The following is a 16,294-nucleotide window of genomic DNA, read 5'->3' on the forward strand; positions in this document are numbered from 1 at the left end:
TGTAGCAGCTGGCGCAGCCTGCGTTCGGCTGCGCAGCAGTCGCTAAACCACACGCTACGGGTGGGTCAGATAAACCACGTGCGCAGGATTCACGACTGCTACGCAGCCGAACGCAGGCTTCGCCAGCTGCTACAAGGTTGCGGCATGACCGATAATCAGCGTTTACGATCCTGCCCGCCGTGAGGGCTATTCTTGGCAATGCGCCCATCGCTATGGGAGATCTCTGATGATCAACGTACGCACTGCCCGCATGCTCGCCGATTACAAGCGCTGGGCCGATCAGCGACTCTTCGACAGCCTCATGGCGCTGCCACCTGAAGAACTCAATCGCAAACGGGTGTCGGTGTTCAATAACATGATCGGCGCCTTGAACCACACCTACGTAGTGGATTGCATCTGGCAAGCTCATCTGGAGGGCCGGGGGCACGACTTCAAAACCTCCCACGGCCTGCTCCATACCGAGCTCGCCGAGTTGCGAATGGCGCAACAGGAGATTGATCAATGGTTCTGTGGCTGGAGCTCGGCCCAGACCGAGGAGTCGCTGGATAAGCCCATCGAATTCACCTCCATGTCCGGGGAAAGCGGGGTCATGAGTGCCGGCGCCATGCTGTTGCATGTGGTCAACCACGCCAGCTATCACCGGGGCTGGGTGATCCAGATGTACTTCGACATTCCGGCCATACCGCCGATCACCGACCTGTCAGAGTTTTTGCGCGAGGTTCCGGGGTATTGAGTCGAGCCCAGGCCCAATAACAGCATAAATCCGCTATGGGAAGTGGCCCTGTGGCGAGGGGGCTTGCCCCCGTTGGGTTGCGAAGCAGCCCCAGAATCTCTGATGTACCAAAGATCTCGTGAGCGCTACGCACTCAAACGGGGGCAAGCCCCCTCGCCACAGGGCTGCTCCCACATTGATCTTCTTTGTTATGGAGATTGGCTCAAGCCTGGGGAATCAGGCTCTGCCGGCAGTCGATCATCAACTGCGCGCCACCCAGTTCGCTGTCGCCCACTTCCAGCGTAAATCCGTGCAGGCTGATGATCGCCGCGACGATCGACAACCCCAGCCCGAAACCGTTTTGCGGGTTGCCGCCTTCGGCGCGATAGAAACGCTGAAACACCGCCTCGCGCTCGGCCGGCGCAATCCCGGGGCCGGAGTCGAGCACTTCAATGCGCGTGTGCCCTGCGTCATTCACCCCACGCAAAATCACCTGGCCGCCCGGCGGGGTGAATTTGATCGAGTTGCTCAGCAAATTCGCCACGGCTTCAAACAGCAGAGCACGGTCGCCGTTGAGCCCGGGCAAGGATTCGGGCATTTGCAGTTCAAAGGTCAGTTCGCCTTCTTCCGCCAGCGGCAGATAAAAGTCATGCAACTCCTGCAGCAACGGCACCGGGTCCAGTTGCACGAACCCCGAACGGCGCTGACGATCCTCCAGTTCGGAAATCCGCAGCAAACCACGGAAACGCGCCATCAAGGTGTCCGCCTCGCCGAGCACGGAGTCCAGTTGCACGGCCAGCGTCGATCCTTCATCGGCCTGCTGCTGAATCCGGTACAGTTGCGCCCGCAGACGAGTGAGCGGCGTGCGCAGGTCATGGGCGATGTTGTCGCACACGCCCTTGACCTCATTCATCAAGCGCTCGATGCGTTCGAGCATGGCGTTGACGATGGCGGCGAGCATGTCCAGTTCGTCACGGCGATTGGACAATGGCAGGCGCCGGGTCAGGTCGCCGGCGACGATGGCTTCGGCGCTGGCCTGGATCGCCCGGATCCGCCGCAGCGGGCGCCGTCTCAATAAATGCCAGCCGGCGATGCCTGGCAAAATCGTCAGCGACACGCCCCACAACAGCGCGTGCAGGATGATTCGGGTCACGGCAAACAACGAACCGTTGTCCCGCACCAGCACCAGCCAGCGGCCGTCCAGGGTTCGGGTCGCGACGGCGTCGCAGCTGTCGGCGGGCAGGGTCGGGTCGTCGGATTCTGCGCAATCGCCGAGCATGTGAATCTTGCCGTCCAGCGGCAGTTCGTCGGGGATCTGGCGCAAGGCGCCGCTGAGGTAGCGCTGCTGGTCATCGAACAGGCCATAGGCATCGATGCCGCGAATGTCGAAGGTCATGCTGGCGGCGAGGGCATCCACCAGTTGCTCGCCCTGGAAGCGTGAAAACAGATGCTGACGTTGCATCAGCGAGTGTTTGGCGAGGGTGTCGAGGTAGCTGGACACCTCGTAATACATGACCCCCATGAGAATCGCGCTCCAGGCCACGAACAGCGAACTGTAAAGGGCCAGCAAGCGGCTGCTGGAGGAACGCCAGCCTTTAGAGGGGTTCAGCAATGACATAACCCGAGCCTCGCACGGTCCGAATCAGTGGGACTTTGCCTGGCGGGTCGATTTTCTTGCGCAGACGGCCGATGTGCACGTCGATCAGGTTGGTGCCGGGGTCGAAGTGATAACCCCAGACTTCTTCGAAAATCATCATCCGCGACAGAATCTGCCCGGTGTTGCGCATCAGAAATTCCAGCAACTTGTACTCGGTGGGCAACAGCGTCAGCAACTGGCTGTCGCGGCTGGCCTCGTGGCTGATCAGGTTCAGCTCAAGATCGGCCACGCGCAACGTGGTGGCCTGGGCGGTCACGGTGTTCTGCCGGCGCAGCAAGACTTCGACCCGGGCGGCCATTTCATCGGTGGCGAACGGTTTGGTCAGGTAATCATCGCCGCCGGCGCGCAAGCCACGCACGCGTTCATCGACGTCGGAGAGGGCGCTGATCATCAGGATCGGCGTGGCCACGCCCATGGTGCGCAAGGTGGTGACAATCGCCAGGCCATCGAGCTCCGGCAGCATGCGATCGAGGGTGATCAGGTCGTAGTCGCCACTGACGGCGCGCTCCAGGCCTTCGCGGCCATTGTCGACCCAATCCACCTCAAGGCCGTGACTGCTCAGTTCGGCGACGATTTCCCGGGCGGTCACGGCGTCGTCTTCGATGGTCAAAATACGGGTCATAGGGCTTGCCTGATAATCGGTTCAATACGAAGTTGAGGCATTTTGCCAAGAATTACATGCGGCTGATTAAATTAACTTTCATGTGGTCTCGTGAGGCTGGTCGCAACATTGATATCATCCAGCCATGACTCTAAAGGGAAGCTGCACCGTGCGCACTTTAATGGTTCGTGGCTGGATGCCAATATTTGTGCTGTTGTTGTGCCTGTTCGGTTCATCCGCCTGGGCTGCCAATACGCCGTGTTCGGGGAAGAAGGGCGGTATCGATCGTTGCGACGGTGATCTGTTCCTGTGCAATGACGGCTCCATCAGCGGTTCGAAGAAAAGCTGTTCGGCGATGTTTGGCACTCAAGGCCAGGCGCGACCGCAGACGCTGTTACAGGAAACCGACGGCTGCGCCTGCGGCACCGGTACGTTCTGCACCGGGCCCAGAGGCGGGGTGTATTGCCTGACGCCCAGTGGTAACAAGAGTTACAAGCGCAAGTAATTCGTTTGCAGCCAAAAAACGCTTAGCGCAATGCTTAGCGACGATGTGGGATAGGACGCAGGTGTTTTCACTGGCCTGGATCAATATTTCCTTCAGCGATATCTCCTAGCATCAAAGATCAAGCCCCATCCCGCGGTATCGACTACATTGCTTTGACGCGCAGCTGATGCGCTGTCGAAGTACCAGTGCAGACCTTCTCGTTGTTATTAGTCAGGTGGCCCGCAAGGTGTAGTGCAGCATGGAGCTGAAGAATCTCACCTGAACCTTTCACGGATGAACAATCGCAATGCAACGCATAAACCGAACCTTCGATATCCAGCCGCTGGTGCGGGCGGATATGACTGTGCGCATCAATGGCCAGACCGTCAGCGCCGCCATCGGCGAAACTGTCCTGACGGTCATTCAATCACTGGGCATTCGCCAGGTGGCCCGAAACGATCACGATCAAATCAGCGGTGCCTATTGCGGCATGGGCGTGTGCCAATGCTGCCTGGTGAAAATCGATGGCCGGCACAAACGGCGCGCCTGCCAGACAATCGTGCGTGAGGGCATGAGCATCGAAACCCGGGTCAACCGTATCGCCGGGCAGGAGGTTTTATGAGCCTGCAACCGGTGATCGTCGGCGGCGGGCCGGCGGGTATGGCCGCGGCCATTGAACTGGCGCGCCATGGTGTGCGTTGTACCTTGCTCGAAGAGGCTTCGCGTCTTGGCGGGGTGGTCTATCGCGGCCCCTTGCGCGATAACGTGCAACTGGATTACCTGGGGCCACGCTATTCGGAAGTGCTGGCCAAACTGCATGGAGAATTCCACGAGCAGTCGGGCCTGATCGACGTGCGCTTGAACCACCGCGTGGTCGGCGCCGAAGGTACCCGGGCGCTGGTGGTGCTGGACGTCAATGAGCATTTGCAGGAGGTCCAATACCCGCAGCTGCTGTTGGCTGCCGGTTGCCATGAGCGCAGCGTACCGTTCCCCGGCTGGACCTTGCCTGGGGTGATTCTGCTGGGTGGTTTGCAACTGCAAATCAAGAGCGGCGTCGTTCAACCCCAGGGGCCGGTGGTGATCGCCGGCACCGGTCCGCTGTTGCCGCTGGTGGCCTGCCAGCTGCACGCTTCGGGGGTGAGCGTCGCAGGGGTCTACGAGGCGTGTGCGTTCGGCAAGATCGCCCGGGAAAGCCTCGCACTATTGAATAAACCGCAGTTGTTCCTCGACGGTTTGAGCATGCTCGCATACCTGAAACTGCACGGCATTCCCATGCACTATGGTTGGGGCGTGGTCGAGGCTCAAGGCGAGGAAGAGTTGAAATCAGTGACCGTTGCGCCGTACTCCAGCACCTGGGAGCCAGACCTGAGCCGCGCCGAACGGATTGCCGCGCAGACCCTGGCGGTCGGCTATGGCTTCATTCCTCGCACCCAACTCAGCCAGCAAATGGGCCTGGACCACGGCTTCAACGATGACGGCTACCTGCGGGCCAGCGCCAATGTCTGGCAGCAAAGCAGCGAACCCCATGTGCATCTGGCCGGTGACATGGGCGGAATTCGCGGTGGCGAGGCGGCCATGCTCGCGGGACGAATCGCAGCAGTGTCGATCCTGCTGCAACGGGATGTGCTGGACGCGGAGTTGGCGCGGGTCAGACGTGACCGCTACCTGTCGAAACTCAAGTCCATCGTGCGCTTTCGCGCCGCCGTCGACCGTTACACCGCACGCGGTGCCGGGCAGACCGCATTGCCGGTCGCCGACACGGTGATTTGCCGCTGTGAGCACGCGACGCGCGCCGACATCGATCGGGCGCTGGAGCAGGGTGTGCAAGACCTGGCCAGCCTGAAAATGCGTACCCGCGTGAGCATGGGCGACTGTCAGGGGCGGATGTGTGTCGGCTATTGCACCGACCGTTTGCGCGAAGCCACCGGGCGGCAAGATGTGGGTTGGTTGCGACCGCGCTTTCCCGTCGACCCGATTCCTTTTTCAGCATTCCAGTCTGTCGGCACGGAGGCTGCAAGCCATGAGTAAGTTCTACGATGTAATCATCGCCGGCGGCGGTGTGATCGGGGCGTCCTGCGCCTATCAGTTATCCAAGCGCAAACACCTGAAAGTCGCGCTGATCGACGCCAAGCGGCCCGGTAACGCGACCCGCGCTTCGGCCGGTGGCTTGTGGGCGATCGGTGAGTCGGTAGGCCTGGGCTGCGGGGTGATTTTCTTCCGCATGATGTCGGCCAATCGCAAGCGCGAAGCCCAGGGCGCGGCGGTGGCGGTGGACTCCAGCACGCCGCATATCCTGCCGCAGTCGTTCTTCGATTTCGCCTTGCAGTCCAACGCGATGTACCCGGATTTGCACCGGGAGCTGCAGGACAATCACGGGATGGATTTCAAGTTCGAGAAGACCGGCTTGAAATTCGTGATCTACGACGATGAAGACCGGCTCTACGCCGAGCACATCGTGGCGTGCATTCCGCACCTGGCGGATCAGGTGCGCTGGCTTGATCAAGCGGCACTGCGCGAAGTCGAGCCAAGTGTCAGCCATGAGGCGAGGGGGGCGCTGGAGTTTCTCTGCGACCATCAGGTCAGCCCGTTCCGCCTGGCCGACGCCTACACCGAAGGCGCGCGGCAAAACGGTGTGGACCTGTATTTCAACACCAACGTCACCGGGGTGCTGCACCACGGCTCGCAGGTCACTGGCGTGCAGACCTCCGAGGCCGGCGTGTTCCGTTGCGATACGCTGATCAACGCTGCTGGTGCCTGGGCCGCCGACCTCAGCGAGCAGGCCACCGGCATTCGCATTCCGGTGAAACCGGTGAAGGGCCAGATCCTGCTGACCGAGCGTATGCCGAAGATCCTGCGCGGTTGCCTGACCACCAGCGACTGTTACGTGGCGCAGAAAGACAACGGCGAAATCCTGATCGGGAGCACCACCGAAGACAAAGGTTTCGACGTGACCACCACCTACCCGGAAATCCGCGGTCTGGTGCAAGGCGCAGTGCGCTGCATTCCGGCGCTCGCCGACATCAACCTGAAACGTTGCTGGGCCGGGTTACGTCCTGGTTCGCCGGACGAACTGCCGATTCTCGGGCCGATGAAAGGCGTGCAGGGTTACCTGAATGCCTGCGGACATTTCCGCACCGGCATCCTGACCTCGGCGATTACCGGCGTGTTGCTGGACAAACTGGTGAACAACGAGCCGTTGCCGCTGGATATCACACCGTTTCTGGCGGATCGGTTTGAGGTGGCGCCGGAGGTCGAATCGAAAGCAGTGCACATGGTTTGACTGCACCCTCACGACAGACGCGCGAGCGCTGTGGTGAGGGCGCTTGTGCCGTCATTCTTTGACGCTCATGAACTCTTTCGCCCAACGAATGTAGTCCTCCGGCTGCGTATAGGTATGCGTCAGTTCGGTGGCGTTCAGGTCGGAGGCCTGGGTGAAAATCTGGCGTTGTTCACGCAGGCTGTCATAAGTGGCTTTGATCGCTGCGAAGTAGGCGCCATGGCCGTCGATGGTGACTCGCACACCCAATTCGGCCAGGCGTTTGTCGTCGCGCAGCAACGGGTTGCCGTAGGTGACCAGCATCAGCGGTACGCTCAGGTGTTCGGCGATCTGTTCCAGATGATCGAAATCCTGCACGCCCACCATGCAAATCCCGTCGGCCCCGGCCTGTTGGTAATGCTGGGTGCGGCTGATGATTTCCTGGACCGGCAGGATCCCTGCGTTGGTGCGGGCGATGATCGCCATTTCCGAGTCGACCCGGGCTTCCAGCGCCGCGCGGATCTTGCCGACACCTTCGGCGACCGTGATCAGGTCAGTGGACTTGCGACCGAATTGTGCCGGCAGCAGGGTGTCTTCGATGGTCAGGGCGGCCACGCCGGCGCGTTCGAGTTCGACGATGGTGCGCATGACATTGAGCGCGTTGCCGTAGCCGTGGTCGGCGTCGGCAATGACCGGCAATTGCGCCACTCGGCCGATGCGGGTGGCCTGTTCGGCGAACTCGCTGAGGCTGATCAACGCAAAGTCCGGGGCACCCAATACCTGCAACGACGCCACCGAACCACCCAGGATTCCCACCTCAAAACCCAGGTCGGCGGCGATGCGTGCCGACATCGGATCGAAGACCGAGGCCGTGTGGTAGCAGGTGTCGGAAGCGAGCAGTTGGCGGAAATTACGGCGCAAATCTTGATGAGAAAGCCTGGACATACGAGTTCCACCATATAAAGGAATGGAAGGGCTTGAGCAAAAGTGTCAACGCCGAAGGAACAAAAGGCTATCACGCGGGCGGGTAAAGGATGATGACGAATTTGCCGGAGGGAAGCGGTATTTTCGTCAATGCCATTTCTGGATTAAAAAAAAGCTGCAGACCTTGTCGGTCTGCAGCCAGGTAGTGCGTTACTACGAGTGTCTTCAGTCTTTGGCTGGCACGCTCCAGATTTGCTTGATTTCGTGGATATTGCCCACGTTATATCGAGGCATGAAAGAGGCACATGGCGCTTCCATCGTGGTCTTGACCGGAGTGTTGATCACGTTGGTAGCTGCGCGCAGCAGTGGGGTTTCGTTCCAGTTGTTCATTGGCTTGTTCATATGTTTTTCCTTTGGTGTTTTGGGGCAGTGAATGACTACCCATCGTTAAGGAGTGACAGCGCATTTTCAAAGAGTGCTGTTTCCTGCGTAGCAATGCCGGGGTAAGTCGGCACGTGGTTTTCGTCGAAGCACCAGGCTTCTTGGTTTTTAACCGAACGCTGAGGGTGGATAAGCAAACTCAGCGATGCAGACATTGTTTGGGGTGGAAGTTGCTTGTGTATCTCTTGCAGTGGAAGCATGTGCAGGACTTCGCCGGGCGAAAGTTTAAGTAATCGCTTTTCACCCAGTGCGGGTCTTGTCCCAACTCGTAGCGGTGCGTCATCAAGTATTCTTCGTGTGACGGTTGTATAGCCGTCACCGCTATAGCCCACCGCATAAAGTTCAAAATCGTGGGTGTGGTTCAGGTTGTAGATGAATGTTTCGTTTTCGTCTTGTGACGTAACTGGCGACCAGAACCCCAAGCGGACAGTAAATAATTCATTGTAGTGCAGTACAAATGCATAAGCGCTGTAAAGACTGTTGCGGGTACTGAAACCGTCACGCTGAATGGTGGTGTAAAGGTGTTCGCTCAGCAACGTGCGGTTTGTCGCCAGTCGACGTAGATCGCTAATGATTTCTGGTTTGTCTCGCTGCAGATCGTAAGCCGACATACGCTCAATAAATGTCTTCAGTTTCATGCCGATTCCTTGAACTGATCGAGTAAATGGTCAAGGCGACGGTTTTGCAGGTTTCTTAATAGCGGTATGTAATTTAGTGCGGCCTCCTGATCGGCTTGGTAAAGCACCTGAAACGCCTTCCACGCAATAGCGGGGTGGTAGTGATAAATCAATTCTTCTGCCACTTTCCCGGCCCCGGGATCCTCGGCGGCTTCCAGTAGCTCAAGACTCACCAGATAACGTGCGGCGCTATCGTCATGCGGGAACCAGGCGATTTTGCGCAATGAGGTACGGTCAAACACACTGATGTCTGCACTTCTGTCCGGCAGGTTGATGCTGCCGATAAATGCATTGTGCCCTTGGCCCGTTGGGTCGCAATCGTACAGCGTCTGTGCACCATCGATGGGCAGTGGGTTGCTTTCATCAACGATGACGGCGTCCTTCACTGTTAGTCGATCATTTTCAACGGTATATCGGTGGACGATGAAAGACTGTTTGTTAATCGCAAACAAAATGGATTGTCCAGGAACCGAGTACAGCGGTGACGGTACTGATTGGACGTGCGGTACCTTGATGCTGATATTGCCGATGTCGGTGCAGTGCAGTGTAATGTTTCCTGTGTGCGGGTTGGTGATGTTCATGATCGCTGCACGTCGCGCAATAGTTTTGGTGAGTGTTGGTTGAATATTAAAGTTGCTGATCAGGTCTTTGATTTCTGCTGTCATGTTTGAAGTTTTAATGAGAGTGGTTATTTCGGTTGGTGTCAGCTTCTTGGAAATTAAAGTTCTAATCATAAGTTTTTTTTGTTGTGGGGTTTGTTGGCGTTTTTTGAGTATGGGGATGTCTTTTGGTAAAGGCAATTTTGTAGTTGTAAGTTGGTATTGTTAGTTGTTGTTTGATGTGTTTGTCGAGGTTGAATGTTTCGGTGGGTGGTGCAATTTTTTGGCAATGTCAGGTTGTTCGCGACAGGCCGGGGGGGGGAGGTAGCGATTTCTGACCAACGAAACGAATCGCCTGGTCAACAGCGATCGGGGGCCGTTAATCAGGATTGATATCAATCCTGACCTTCATACGATCCTGCGTAGAAGCTGCCGAAGGCTGCGTTCGAGTGCGAAGCGCTCGCCATCCGATAGGCACGTTTGATCGGAAGTCATGTTTAATCGACGATCAGTCTGAAAGACCGAAATGGCAGGTTTTACGACTGCTACGTCCGAACGCGGCCCGAGCCGAACGCAGGCTTCGCCAGCGGCTACAGCTCACGCCGCTACCGCTTGCTGCTGTTGGTTGCGCAGCGGCACCGCACGTATCGAGCTGCCGGGCTGCAATTGCAGGCGTTTGGCGGTGAGGCGGTCGACCACCAGGCTATTGCCCACCAGCCGCGCCCGGGCGGTGGTGATGCGGCAGCTTTCCAGGCGACGGTTGTGGATCAGCCATACCGGGGCCTGGTCGTCGGGCGTGCCGATGGCCAGCATCAATGATTGGCTGTCGCGCACCGCGCGGATTCTCGACACCGGGGCTTCGATCACCGGGCCTGCGTCGAAGATGTCGATGTAACCCTTATGGGCAAACCCCTCGGCGGTGAGGATCTTCAGCGCCGGTTCGGTGTTGGGGTGGGGCTTGCCGATCACCGCCTGGGCCTGTTCGGTAAGCAGGCAGGTGTAGAGCGGCTGGCGCGGCATCAGTTCGGCGATGAACGCTTTGCTGCCCAGCCCCGACAAGTGATCGGCATGGCTGAAATCCATCTTGAAAAAGTGCCGGCCCAGGCTGTCCCAGAACGGTGAGCAGCCATGTTCGTCGGCACTGCCGCGCAGTTCGGCGATGAGCTTGTCGCCGAATAGCTGGGGGAATTCGGCAACAAACAGCAGACGCCCCAGCGACAGCAATCGACCGTTACTGCCATAGCGTTGATCGTGTCGCAGAAACAGCGAGCAGATTTCCGATTGCCCGGTCATTTCGTTGTTGAGGAACAACGTGGGGATCTGGCGCTGAATACCCAGGTCCGGCGATGAACTGACCGTGAGCCCGACCCGATAGTTGTACCAGGGCTCCCGCAGACCGACGGCCCCGACCAAGGCACTGACGCCGACCACTTGCTGATCATCGTCTTCGAGCACAAACAGGTAGTCGGCATCCGCGCGCTCGACCTGTCCGGCGAAAGTCCGCTGGGCCCAGCGCACCCGGTGGGTCAGGCGCTCCTCGTTGGCCGGCAGGGTGGTGAACCCGGGGCCGGCCCGTTGTACCAATTCCAGCAAAGCGGGCAGGTCGGTCATTTGAACCGGGCGCAAAATCATGATGCAGCTCCTTCTTCGCGCCTGCTCGGGCGCTGTCGTTGGGCTTGGGGCCGGTTGCCGCTCACAGGGCGATCAGCCGGATCGCACTGGCGTCGGTCACGTTCAAGGCCGCGCACATCTCGGCGCTCAAGGCGATAGGTTGCCCGGCGCTGTAGTCCAGCTCGGCGACGATGGCGCGGTAGCCCTTCAAAGAATCGTTGCTCACCAGGTAACTGCCGCGGGCGTCGATGGGCGAGCCCGTTTGCACTGTGCCGGCCTGGCTCTGGGCGATGGAACGAATGCTTGAGGTGCGGGCGTACAGCGTCGGGCCGCCGTCGAACAGGTCGATGTAGCTGTTGGTCTCGAAGCCTTCGCGCTCCAGAATGTCGAAGGCCTCCTGGCCATCGGGGTGGATCCGGCCGATGCAATCTTGCGCAGCCTGCGACAGCATCGGCACGTAGATCGGGTATTGCGGCATCAATTCGGCGAGGAATGTCCGGCTCTGCAGGCCGCAAAGCCGCTCGGCCTCGACATAAGGCAAATCGAAGAAATGCTTGCCCAGCGCATCCCAGAACGGCGATTGCCCCTGTTCGTCGCTGTAACCGACGATCTCGGTGATCACCGCTTCGGCAAAACGTTCCGGGTGGGCGGCGATGAACAGCAGCCGCGCCCGGGACAGCAACTCGGAAAATGGCGTGCGCTCCAGTGCCGAGTCGATATGGAAACCGCGCAGCAAAGAGTGACCGCTGAGGTCTTGGCACAATGACAACGCCGGCACCCCATGTTCGATGTTCAGCTCCCGTGAGGCGCTGGTGAAATGGCGGTTGCGCAAACTGTAGAACGGCTCGCCGAACCCGGCGGTGGCGAGCACTTCGGAGCAGCCGACCAGACGGCGAGTCGTCAGGTTTTCCAGCACGAAGAAATAGTTCTCCGGGCCTTGGCCCTGGACGTCTTTTTCGAACGAAGCACAGGAATCGAGAATTTTCTCCCTCAGGCGTTCGGTGTCGTCCGGCAAGGACGTGACCCCCACCAGACTGTCGCGCGCCAGCTGCTGCAACTGGGGCAGGTCGGTTAACTCGACTGGACGTAAGACCAGCATGGACATACTCCTGTATCAAAAGGTTCGGCGGCTTGCACCGAACCTGACTATCACTGTCGGTTTCCACGCGTTAAATCGGCGCACGCCTGAAATCGTGTCAGACGCTGCTCTTTTTCTTGTCAGCCATTGCTTGGGTCGGGCAGTGCCGTGCTGGTACCCAGTTTGTTGAGGAAGAACAGATAGACCAGGCCCAGGGCAATCCAGATCAGGCCGAGTTTCTGTGCATCGACGCCCATGTTGTACATGATGGCCGCGACGATGATGAAGCCGATGACCGGGCAGATCAGGTGACGGATCACCTGGCCGGATTGCTGCCGGCGCCAGTAGTAGTTGATCACGGTCAGGTGCAGCAGCATGAAGCCGCTCAGGGCGCCGAAGTTCACCAGGGAGGTGAGGGTGTCCACCGAGTTGATGAACAGGTAGCAGATCACCAGCGACAACACCGCCACCAGATAAATGCTCAAGTACGGTGTGTTGTGTTTCGGGTGCACTTTGGCCAGCACTTTTGGCAGTTTGCCGTCCCGGGCCATGCCGAACAGCAGTCGCGAAACCGCCGCTTGGGAGGTGATGGCGACCGCCACACCCCAGGCCAGCGCGGTGGCCACGGCGGTCAGGGTGGCCAGCCAGCTACCGGCAGCGATTTCGGCGATTTCATAGAACGCGGTGTCGGCGGACTTGAAGCCCAGGCCGGCGGCCAGGTCGGTGGCGATCCAGGTCTGCACGACGAAGATCACGCCCATCACCAGCAGAGTGATCAGCGCAGCCTTGCCGACGCTGCGGCCCGGATCACCCTTGATCTCTTCGGCGAGGGTGGAAATGGCATCGAAACCGAGGAACGACAGCACCGCAATCGACACCGCTTGCATCAGCAGGGCGAAGTTGAAGGTTTCGGGGTTGTACAGCGGCGCCAGGGTCAGCTGACCGTTACCGCCGCCACTGTGCAAGGCAGTCCAGGCGTAGAACAGGAAGATCCCCAGCACCACCAGTTGCGCCAGCAGGAAGATGATGTTCATGCGTGCGGTGAAGGTGATGCCCCGCAGGTTGACGAAAGTGGCGCTGACCAGAAAGGCCAGGATGAAGCCGACTTTCGGGATGTCCGGGTACAAGTGATTCAGTGCCATCGCCGCATACACATAGAGCAGCGGTGGAATCAGCAAGTAATCGAGCAGCATCAGCCAGCCGGCGATAAACCCGACATGTTGGTTGAGCCCGCGTTGTGCGTAGGAATACACCGAGCCTGCCACCGGAAAGGCCCGGGCCATGCTGCCGTAACTGAGGGCGGTGAACAGCATCGCTACCATGCCGATGATGTAGGCCAGCGGCACCATGCCGGGTGCTTCGGCGTTGACGTAACCATACACGCCGAACGGAGCGATGGGGATCATGAAGATCATCCCGTACACCACCAGGTCGGTCAGTGACAGGCTACGTTTCAACTCTTGCCTGTAGCCGAATTCTTCAATGTCCATGAAGCCGTTCTCCTTGATATAAGCAGCTACACGCTGCGAGTTTGAAGCTGTTGCTATAGCAACGGCGCCAGATAGTCGGTCCAGCGACTGACGTCCTCGGGGGTGCGCAGCAGGTCGTTGCGCACCTCGATCAGCACCGAGTCCAGCCCGCGTGCGTCGCCGTGAACCGGTACGGTCATGTCACCCAGCGGATTGACTTTGTATGGCTGATTACCGGCGACTTTCAATGGGTGCCGGCTCAGGCCGTCGATCATTCGCTGGGCGTATTCCGTGGCCTGGCCGTACAACACGCCGACTTCCAGCGATCGTGGCTGGCCGTAATATATCGGCGTGAAACTGTGAATCCCCACCACTCGAACCGGTTTATTTTGCTCCACACGGGCGTCGATCAAGGTTTGCAGGCGCGCATGAAACGGCTTGAACAGGCAGTGCCGGCGGTATTCACGGGTGGCCTCGTCCAGATCGCGATTGCCCGGCACCTGATAAATCTCGCTCTGCAACGGAATGCTGTCCGGCGCGTGGCGCGGGCGGTTGAGGTCGATCAACAGCCGCGAATAGTTGGCCGCCAACAGGGTCGCGCCCAGCGCTTCGGCCAAACCCTCGGCCAGCGCCAGGGCGCCGATGTCCCAGGCGATGTGTTCGCGGGCGGCCTCCTCGCTCAGGCCCAGGTCGTTTAACCCGTCCGGGATAAAACGACTGGCGTGTTCACACACCAGAATCAGCGGGTGCTCGGAAGCTTCCCGGCTCAGGGTGTAGGCAGGCCGGGTGTAGAGGCCCAGTTCTGCGGATTCAGTACAGGCGCGCATAGTGCTCACAGAGGTCGGCGGGCGAGAGCTGTTCCGTCAGCGTCAGTTCCTCGGTTTTCAGGGCGAAGTAGGTATCCAGTAACGCGCTCGGCAGGGCTTCGATCAGCGCCTCGCTGTTGCGCAGGCAATCCAGTGCCCGGGACAGCGACGCGGGCAGGGCGACGATGCCGCGGGCCTGGCGTTGCTCTTCGTTCAGGGAGTCAGGGATTTCATCGGTGATGGCGTTCAACGCCAGGCGCTGCTCGATACCCAGGCGCCCGGCGATCAGCAATGCAGCCATGGCCAGGTGCGGTGAAGCGGTGGCGTCCATGGCGCGAAATTCCAGGTTGTACTGCATCGCCACGGATTTGCCGCCCAGGCTGACGGTCGGGCAAATCCGTAGCGCCGCTTCGCGGTTGCGTTGGCCGAGGCAGGCGTAGGAAGCGCTCCAGTGATGGGGCTGCAAGCGTTCATAGGAAATCGGCGTTGGCGCGGTGAACGCACAGAGCGCTGGCAAGTAATGCAGAACGCCGGCAGCCCAATGCTGGCCGAGGGTCGACAGGCCGTTGGCGGTGTCGGCGTCATACATCACCGGTTGGCCGGCCATGTCTTGCAGGCTCACGTGCAAATGCACGCCGTTGCACACGGCATGCTCGGCCGTCTTGGGGGCGAAACTCAGGCCAAGGCCCATTTGCCGGGCGATCTCACGGGTGATCTCGCGCACGTTCACCGCGCGGTCGGCGGCAGCGACACCAAGGGCCGGGCGGCAGGTGATTTCGTATTGGTGCTTGCCGTACTCCGGCAGGAACATTTCCGGTTCGACGCCGCCGGCTCGCAGTGCACTGAGCAGCCAGCCGCCGAACCCGGCGCCCTGGCGCTGGGCTTCCAGAGAGAACGCCAGGTGTTCCGCCGCGCCGCTGTCGAGGTTGAATTCATGTTCGAACGCGGCATTGATCTGCAACCCCAACTCATCGCGATAGCGCTCCACCTCGTTGCGCAACAGCGTACGAGGGCAAGCACCCCACGGACGGCCATCGGTTTCGCGAATGTCGCCGTGAATGAAGTCGAGCGCCGGGGCGTCGGCATCCGGGCCGTTGTTGACAGTCACGCGGCTGCTCAAGTCGGGAACCAGCCGTAAATCCCCATAAGCACCCCAAGGGTTGCTGGAGGCGATGATGTCTTGCGGGGTCAGGGCGCTGTTGGCCGGCACCCAGCCGCAACCGGCCACTTGATAGGCATCGAGTTCGTCGGTGGGGAAGGAACGGCCGCGTGTCACGCCGATGAGGTCGGTGGTGACAATGGTGGTCATGGGCAGTGGTGACAGGCGTTCGCTCATGGCTGGATCTCCTGCAACCGGCCAAGCACAGTCTGGGTGTCGGTGATCCAGCAGTAGCCCTTGATGGCGTTCAGGCAGGCGTGATGCCGTTGTTCGGTGTAGGTGGCGCAGGCATCTTCGACCAGCGTTACCAGGTAGCCACGGTCGGCGGCGTCGCGCACGGCCATGTCGACGCATTGGTCGGTGACGATGCCGGCGATGATCAGGTGGCGGGTTTCAAGGTTGCGCAGCACGTAGTCGATGCTGGTGGAGTTGAACACCCCGGAAGAGGTCTTGGGCAGCACGATTTCGTTTTCGGTCGGCGTCAGCTCTTCGATGATTTGCGCTTGCGGGCTGCCCTTGGGCAGGTGCATCTCCGAGAGTTTGTGATCCAGCGAACGGTCGCGGCCATCGGCGGTGAGGCTTTCGATGAGTGTGTGCAACACGTTTTGCCGGGCGCTGCGAAAGGCATTGAGCAGCCTGCGTTGATTGGGCACCACCTGCGTGCGGGCGCGGGTCAGGAAGTAGTCGGCATCCGGCTCGTTGAGGTGCGGGTCGAATTGCGGCTCAAGCCAGGCACGTTGCATGTCCACCAGCAACAGCGCGGTGTGATCGGCGGTAAACGGCAAGTCCCGGGGCGAATGGTGGGGGAGCATGAACATCC

The 16,294-nt window shown here is 59.8% G+C and carries 17 protein-coding genes; 5 read left to right on the top strand and 12 right to left on the bottom strand.

Annotated elements, in window-relative coordinates:
- The first annotated feature begins 226 nt into the window (after nt 1–226).
- Nucleotides 227–733 carry a DinB family protein gene (locus AF70_RS04215; RefSeq protein ID WP_018928975.1) on the top strand — a complete coding sequence of 169 codons (507 nt, stop codon included), beginning with the start codon at nt 227–229 and terminating at the stop codon, nt 731–733.
- A gap of 202 nt (nt 734–935) precedes the next feature.
- On the opposite strand, the gene AF70_RS04220 is transcribed toward AF70_RS04215, so the two are convergent.
- Together AF70_RS04220 and AF70_RS04225 are read right to left on the bottom strand one after the other, a co-directional pair.
- Nucleotides 936–2,330 carry a HAMP domain-containing sensor histidine kinase gene (locus AF70_RS04220; protein WP_028940707.1) on the bottom strand — a complete coding sequence of 465 codons (1,395 nt, stop codon included), beginning with the start codon at nt 2,328–2,330 and terminating at the stop codon, nt 936–938.
- Nucleotides 2,308–2,991, bottom strand: a complete 684-nt coding sequence (locus AF70_RS04225) for a response regulator transcription factor (RefSeq protein ID WP_007934994.1) — start codon at nt 2,989–2,991, stop codon at nt 2,308–2,310. Before AF70_RS04225 ends, AF70_RS04220 begins: the two co-directional genes overlap by 23 nt.
- Nucleotides 2,992–3,151: 160 nt before the next feature.
- Here AF70_RS04225 and AF70_RS04230 point away from each other — a divergent pair, with 160 nt between their 5' ends.
- From AF70_RS04230 to hcnC, 4 genes are all read left to right on the top strand, one after another.
- A complete protein-coding gene (locus tag AF70_RS04230) occupies nt 3,152–3,475 on the top strand; it encodes a hypothetical protein (RefSeq protein ID WP_019578725.1) in 324 nt (107 codons plus the stop codon).
- Between the two features lie 286 nt (nt 3,476–3,761).
- On the top strand, nt 3,762–4,076 hold the full coding sequence (locus tag AF70_RS04235) for a (2Fe-2S)-binding protein (protein ID WP_019578726.1): 315 nt from the start codon (nt 3,762–3,764) through the stop codon (nt 4,074–4,076).
- Nucleotides 4,073–5,482, top strand: a complete 1,410-nt coding sequence (hcnB, locus tag AF70_RS04240) for a cyanide-forming glycine dehydrogenase subunit HcnB (protein WP_019578727.1) — start codon at nt 4,073–4,075, stop codon at nt 5,480–5,482. Before AF70_RS04235 ends, hcnB begins: the two co-directional genes overlap by 4 nt.
- Nucleotides 5,475–6,734 (top strand): cyanide-forming glycine dehydrogenase subunit HcnC, encoded by a 1,260-nt coding sequence (hcnC, locus tag AF70_RS04245; RefSeq protein ID WP_028940706.1) that lies wholly within the window; start codon nt 5,475–5,477, stop codon nt 6,732–6,734. The genes hcnB and hcnC overlap by 8 nt, the downstream gene beginning before the upstream one ends.
- 51 nt (nt 6,735–6,785) lie before the next feature.
- Here hcnC and AF70_RS04250 read toward each other — a convergent pair whose 3' ends face one another.
- From AF70_RS04250 to AF70_RS04295, 10 genes are all read right to left on the bottom strand, one after another.
- Nucleotides 6,786–7,655 (bottom strand): oxaloacetate decarboxylase, encoded by an 870-nt coding sequence (locus AF70_RS04250; protein ID WP_028940705.1) that lies wholly within the window; start codon nt 7,653–7,655, stop codon nt 6,786–6,788.
- 204 nt (nt 7,656–7,859) lie between these two features.
- On the bottom strand, nt 7,860–8,036 hold the full coding sequence (locus tag AF70_RS04255; protein WP_019578730.1) for a hypothetical protein: 177 nt from the start codon (nt 8,034–8,036) through the stop codon (nt 7,860–7,862).
- Between the two features lie 35 nt (nt 8,037–8,071).
- A complete protein-coding gene (locus AF70_RS04260) occupies nt 8,072–8,713 on the bottom strand; it encodes a hypothetical protein (RefSeq protein ID WP_028940704.1) in 642 nt (213 codons plus the stop codon).
- Entirely contained in the window at nt 8,710–9,486 is a 777-nt protein-coding gene (locus AF70_RS04265; RefSeq protein ID WP_028940703.1) for a hypothetical protein, read from the bottom strand. Before AF70_RS04265 ends, AF70_RS04260 begins: the two co-directional genes overlap by 4 nt.
- A 462-nt stretch (nt 9,487–9,948) precedes the next feature.
- Nucleotides 9,949–10,983: an arginine N-succinyltransferase gene (gene astA, locus AF70_RS04270; RefSeq protein WP_019578733.1), complete on the bottom strand. Its 1,035-nt coding sequence runs from the start codon at nt 10,981–10,983 to the stop codon at nt 9,949–9,951.
- Between the two features lie 61 nt (nt 10,984–11,044).
- Entirely contained in the window at nt 11,045–12,061 is a 1,017-nt protein-coding gene (locus AF70_RS04275; RefSeq protein ID WP_028940702.1) for an arginine N-succinyltransferase, read from the bottom strand.
- 119 nt (nt 12,062–12,180) lie between these two features.
- Entirely contained in the window at nt 12,181–13,530 is a 1,350-nt protein-coding gene (locus AF70_RS04280; RefSeq protein ID WP_028940701.1) for an APC family permease, read from the bottom strand.
- Between the two features lie 53 nt (nt 13,531–13,583).
- Nucleotides 13,584–14,336: an N-formylglutamate amidohydrolase gene (locus AF70_RS04285; protein WP_019578736.1), complete on the bottom strand. Its 753-nt coding sequence runs from the start codon at nt 14,334–14,336 to the stop codon at nt 13,584–13,586.
- Nucleotides 14,320–15,651, bottom strand: a complete 1,332-nt coding sequence (locus AF70_RS04290) for a glutamine synthetase family protein (protein ID WP_028940700.1) — start codon at nt 15,649–15,651, stop codon at nt 14,320–14,322. Before AF70_RS04290 ends, AF70_RS04285 begins: the two co-directional genes overlap by 17 nt.
- On the bottom strand, nt 15,648–16,292 hold the full coding sequence (locus AF70_RS04295) for an isochorismatase family cysteine hydrolase (protein ID WP_028940699.1): 645 nt from the start codon (nt 16,290–16,292) through the stop codon (nt 15,648–15,650). Before AF70_RS04295 ends, AF70_RS04290 begins: the two co-directional genes overlap by 4 nt.
- Nucleotides 16,293–16,294 lie beyond the last annotated feature (2 nt).

Source organism: Pseudomonas sp. KD5 (genome assembly GCF_012932895.1).
In the GTDB taxonomy this organism is placed as follows: Bacteria; Pseudomonadota; Gammaproteobacteria; order Pseudomonadales; family Pseudomonadaceae; genus Aquipseudomonas.

Bases quoted from the DNA above. Each gene is read 5' to 3' on its own strand.
- AF70_RS04295 (WP_028940699.1), bottom strand. From the start codon at position 16,292: ATGTTCATGCTCCCCCACCATTCGCCCCGGGACTTGCCGTTTACCGCC.
- AF70_RS04275 (WP_028940702.1), bottom strand. From the start codon at position 12,061: ATGCTGGTCTTACGTCCAGTCGAGTTAACCGACCTGCCCCAGTTGCAG.
- AF70_RS04230 (WP_019578725.1), top strand. From the start codon at position 3,152: ATGGTTCGTGGCTGGATGCCAATATTTGTGCTGTTGTTGTGCCTGTTC.
- AF70_RS04260 (WP_028940704.1), bottom strand. From the start codon at position 8,713: ATGAAACTGAAGACATTTATTGAGCGTATGTCGGCTTACGATCTGCAG.
- AF70_RS04225 (WP_007934994.1), bottom strand. From the start codon at position 2,991: ATGACCCGTATTTTGACCATCGAAGACGACGCCGTGACCGCCCGGGAA.
- astA (WP_019578733.1), bottom strand. From the start codon at position 10,983: ATGATTTTGCGCCCGGTTCAAATGACCGACCTGCCCGCTTTGCTGGAA.
- AF70_RS04265 (WP_028940703.1), bottom strand. From the start codon at position 9,486: ATGATTAGAACTTTAATTTCCAAGAAGCTGACACCAACCGAAATAACC.
- hcnC (WP_028940706.1), top strand. From the start codon at position 5,475: ATGAGTAAGTTCTACGATGTAATCATCGCCGGCGGCGGTGTGATCGGG.
- AF70_RS04285 (WP_019578736.1), bottom strand. From the start codon at position 14,336: ATGCGCGCCTGTACTGAATCCGCAGAACTGGGCCTCTACACCCGGCCT.
- AF70_RS04235 (WP_019578726.1), top strand. From the start codon at position 3,762: ATGCAACGCATAAACCGAACCTTCGATATCCAGCCGCTGGTGCGGGCG.
- AF70_RS04250 (WP_028940705.1), bottom strand. From the start codon at position 7,655: ATGTCCAGGCTTTCTCATCAAGATTTGCGCCGTAATTTCCGCCAACTG.
- hcnB (WP_019578727.1), top strand. From the start codon at position 4,073: ATGAGCCTGCAACCGGTGATCGTCGGCGGCGGGCCGGCGGGTATGGCC.
- AF70_RS04220 (WP_028940707.1), bottom strand. From the start codon at position 2,330: ATGTCATTGCTGAACCCCTCTAAAGGCTGGCGTTCCTCCAGCAGCCGC.
- AF70_RS04280 (WP_028940701.1), bottom strand. From the start codon at position 13,530: ATGGACATTGAAGAATTCGGCTACAGGCAAGAGTTGAAACGTAGCCTG.
- AF70_RS04255 (WP_019578730.1), bottom strand. From the start codon at position 8,036: ATGAACAAGCCAATGAACAACTGGAACGAAACCCCACTGCTGCGCGCA.
- AF70_RS04215 (WP_018928975.1), top strand. From the start codon at position 227: ATGATCAACGTACGCACTGCCCGCATGCTCGCCGATTACAAGCGCTGG.
- AF70_RS04290 (WP_028940700.1), bottom strand. From the start codon at position 15,651: ATGAGCGAACGCCTGTCACCACTGCCCATGACCACCATTGTCACCACC.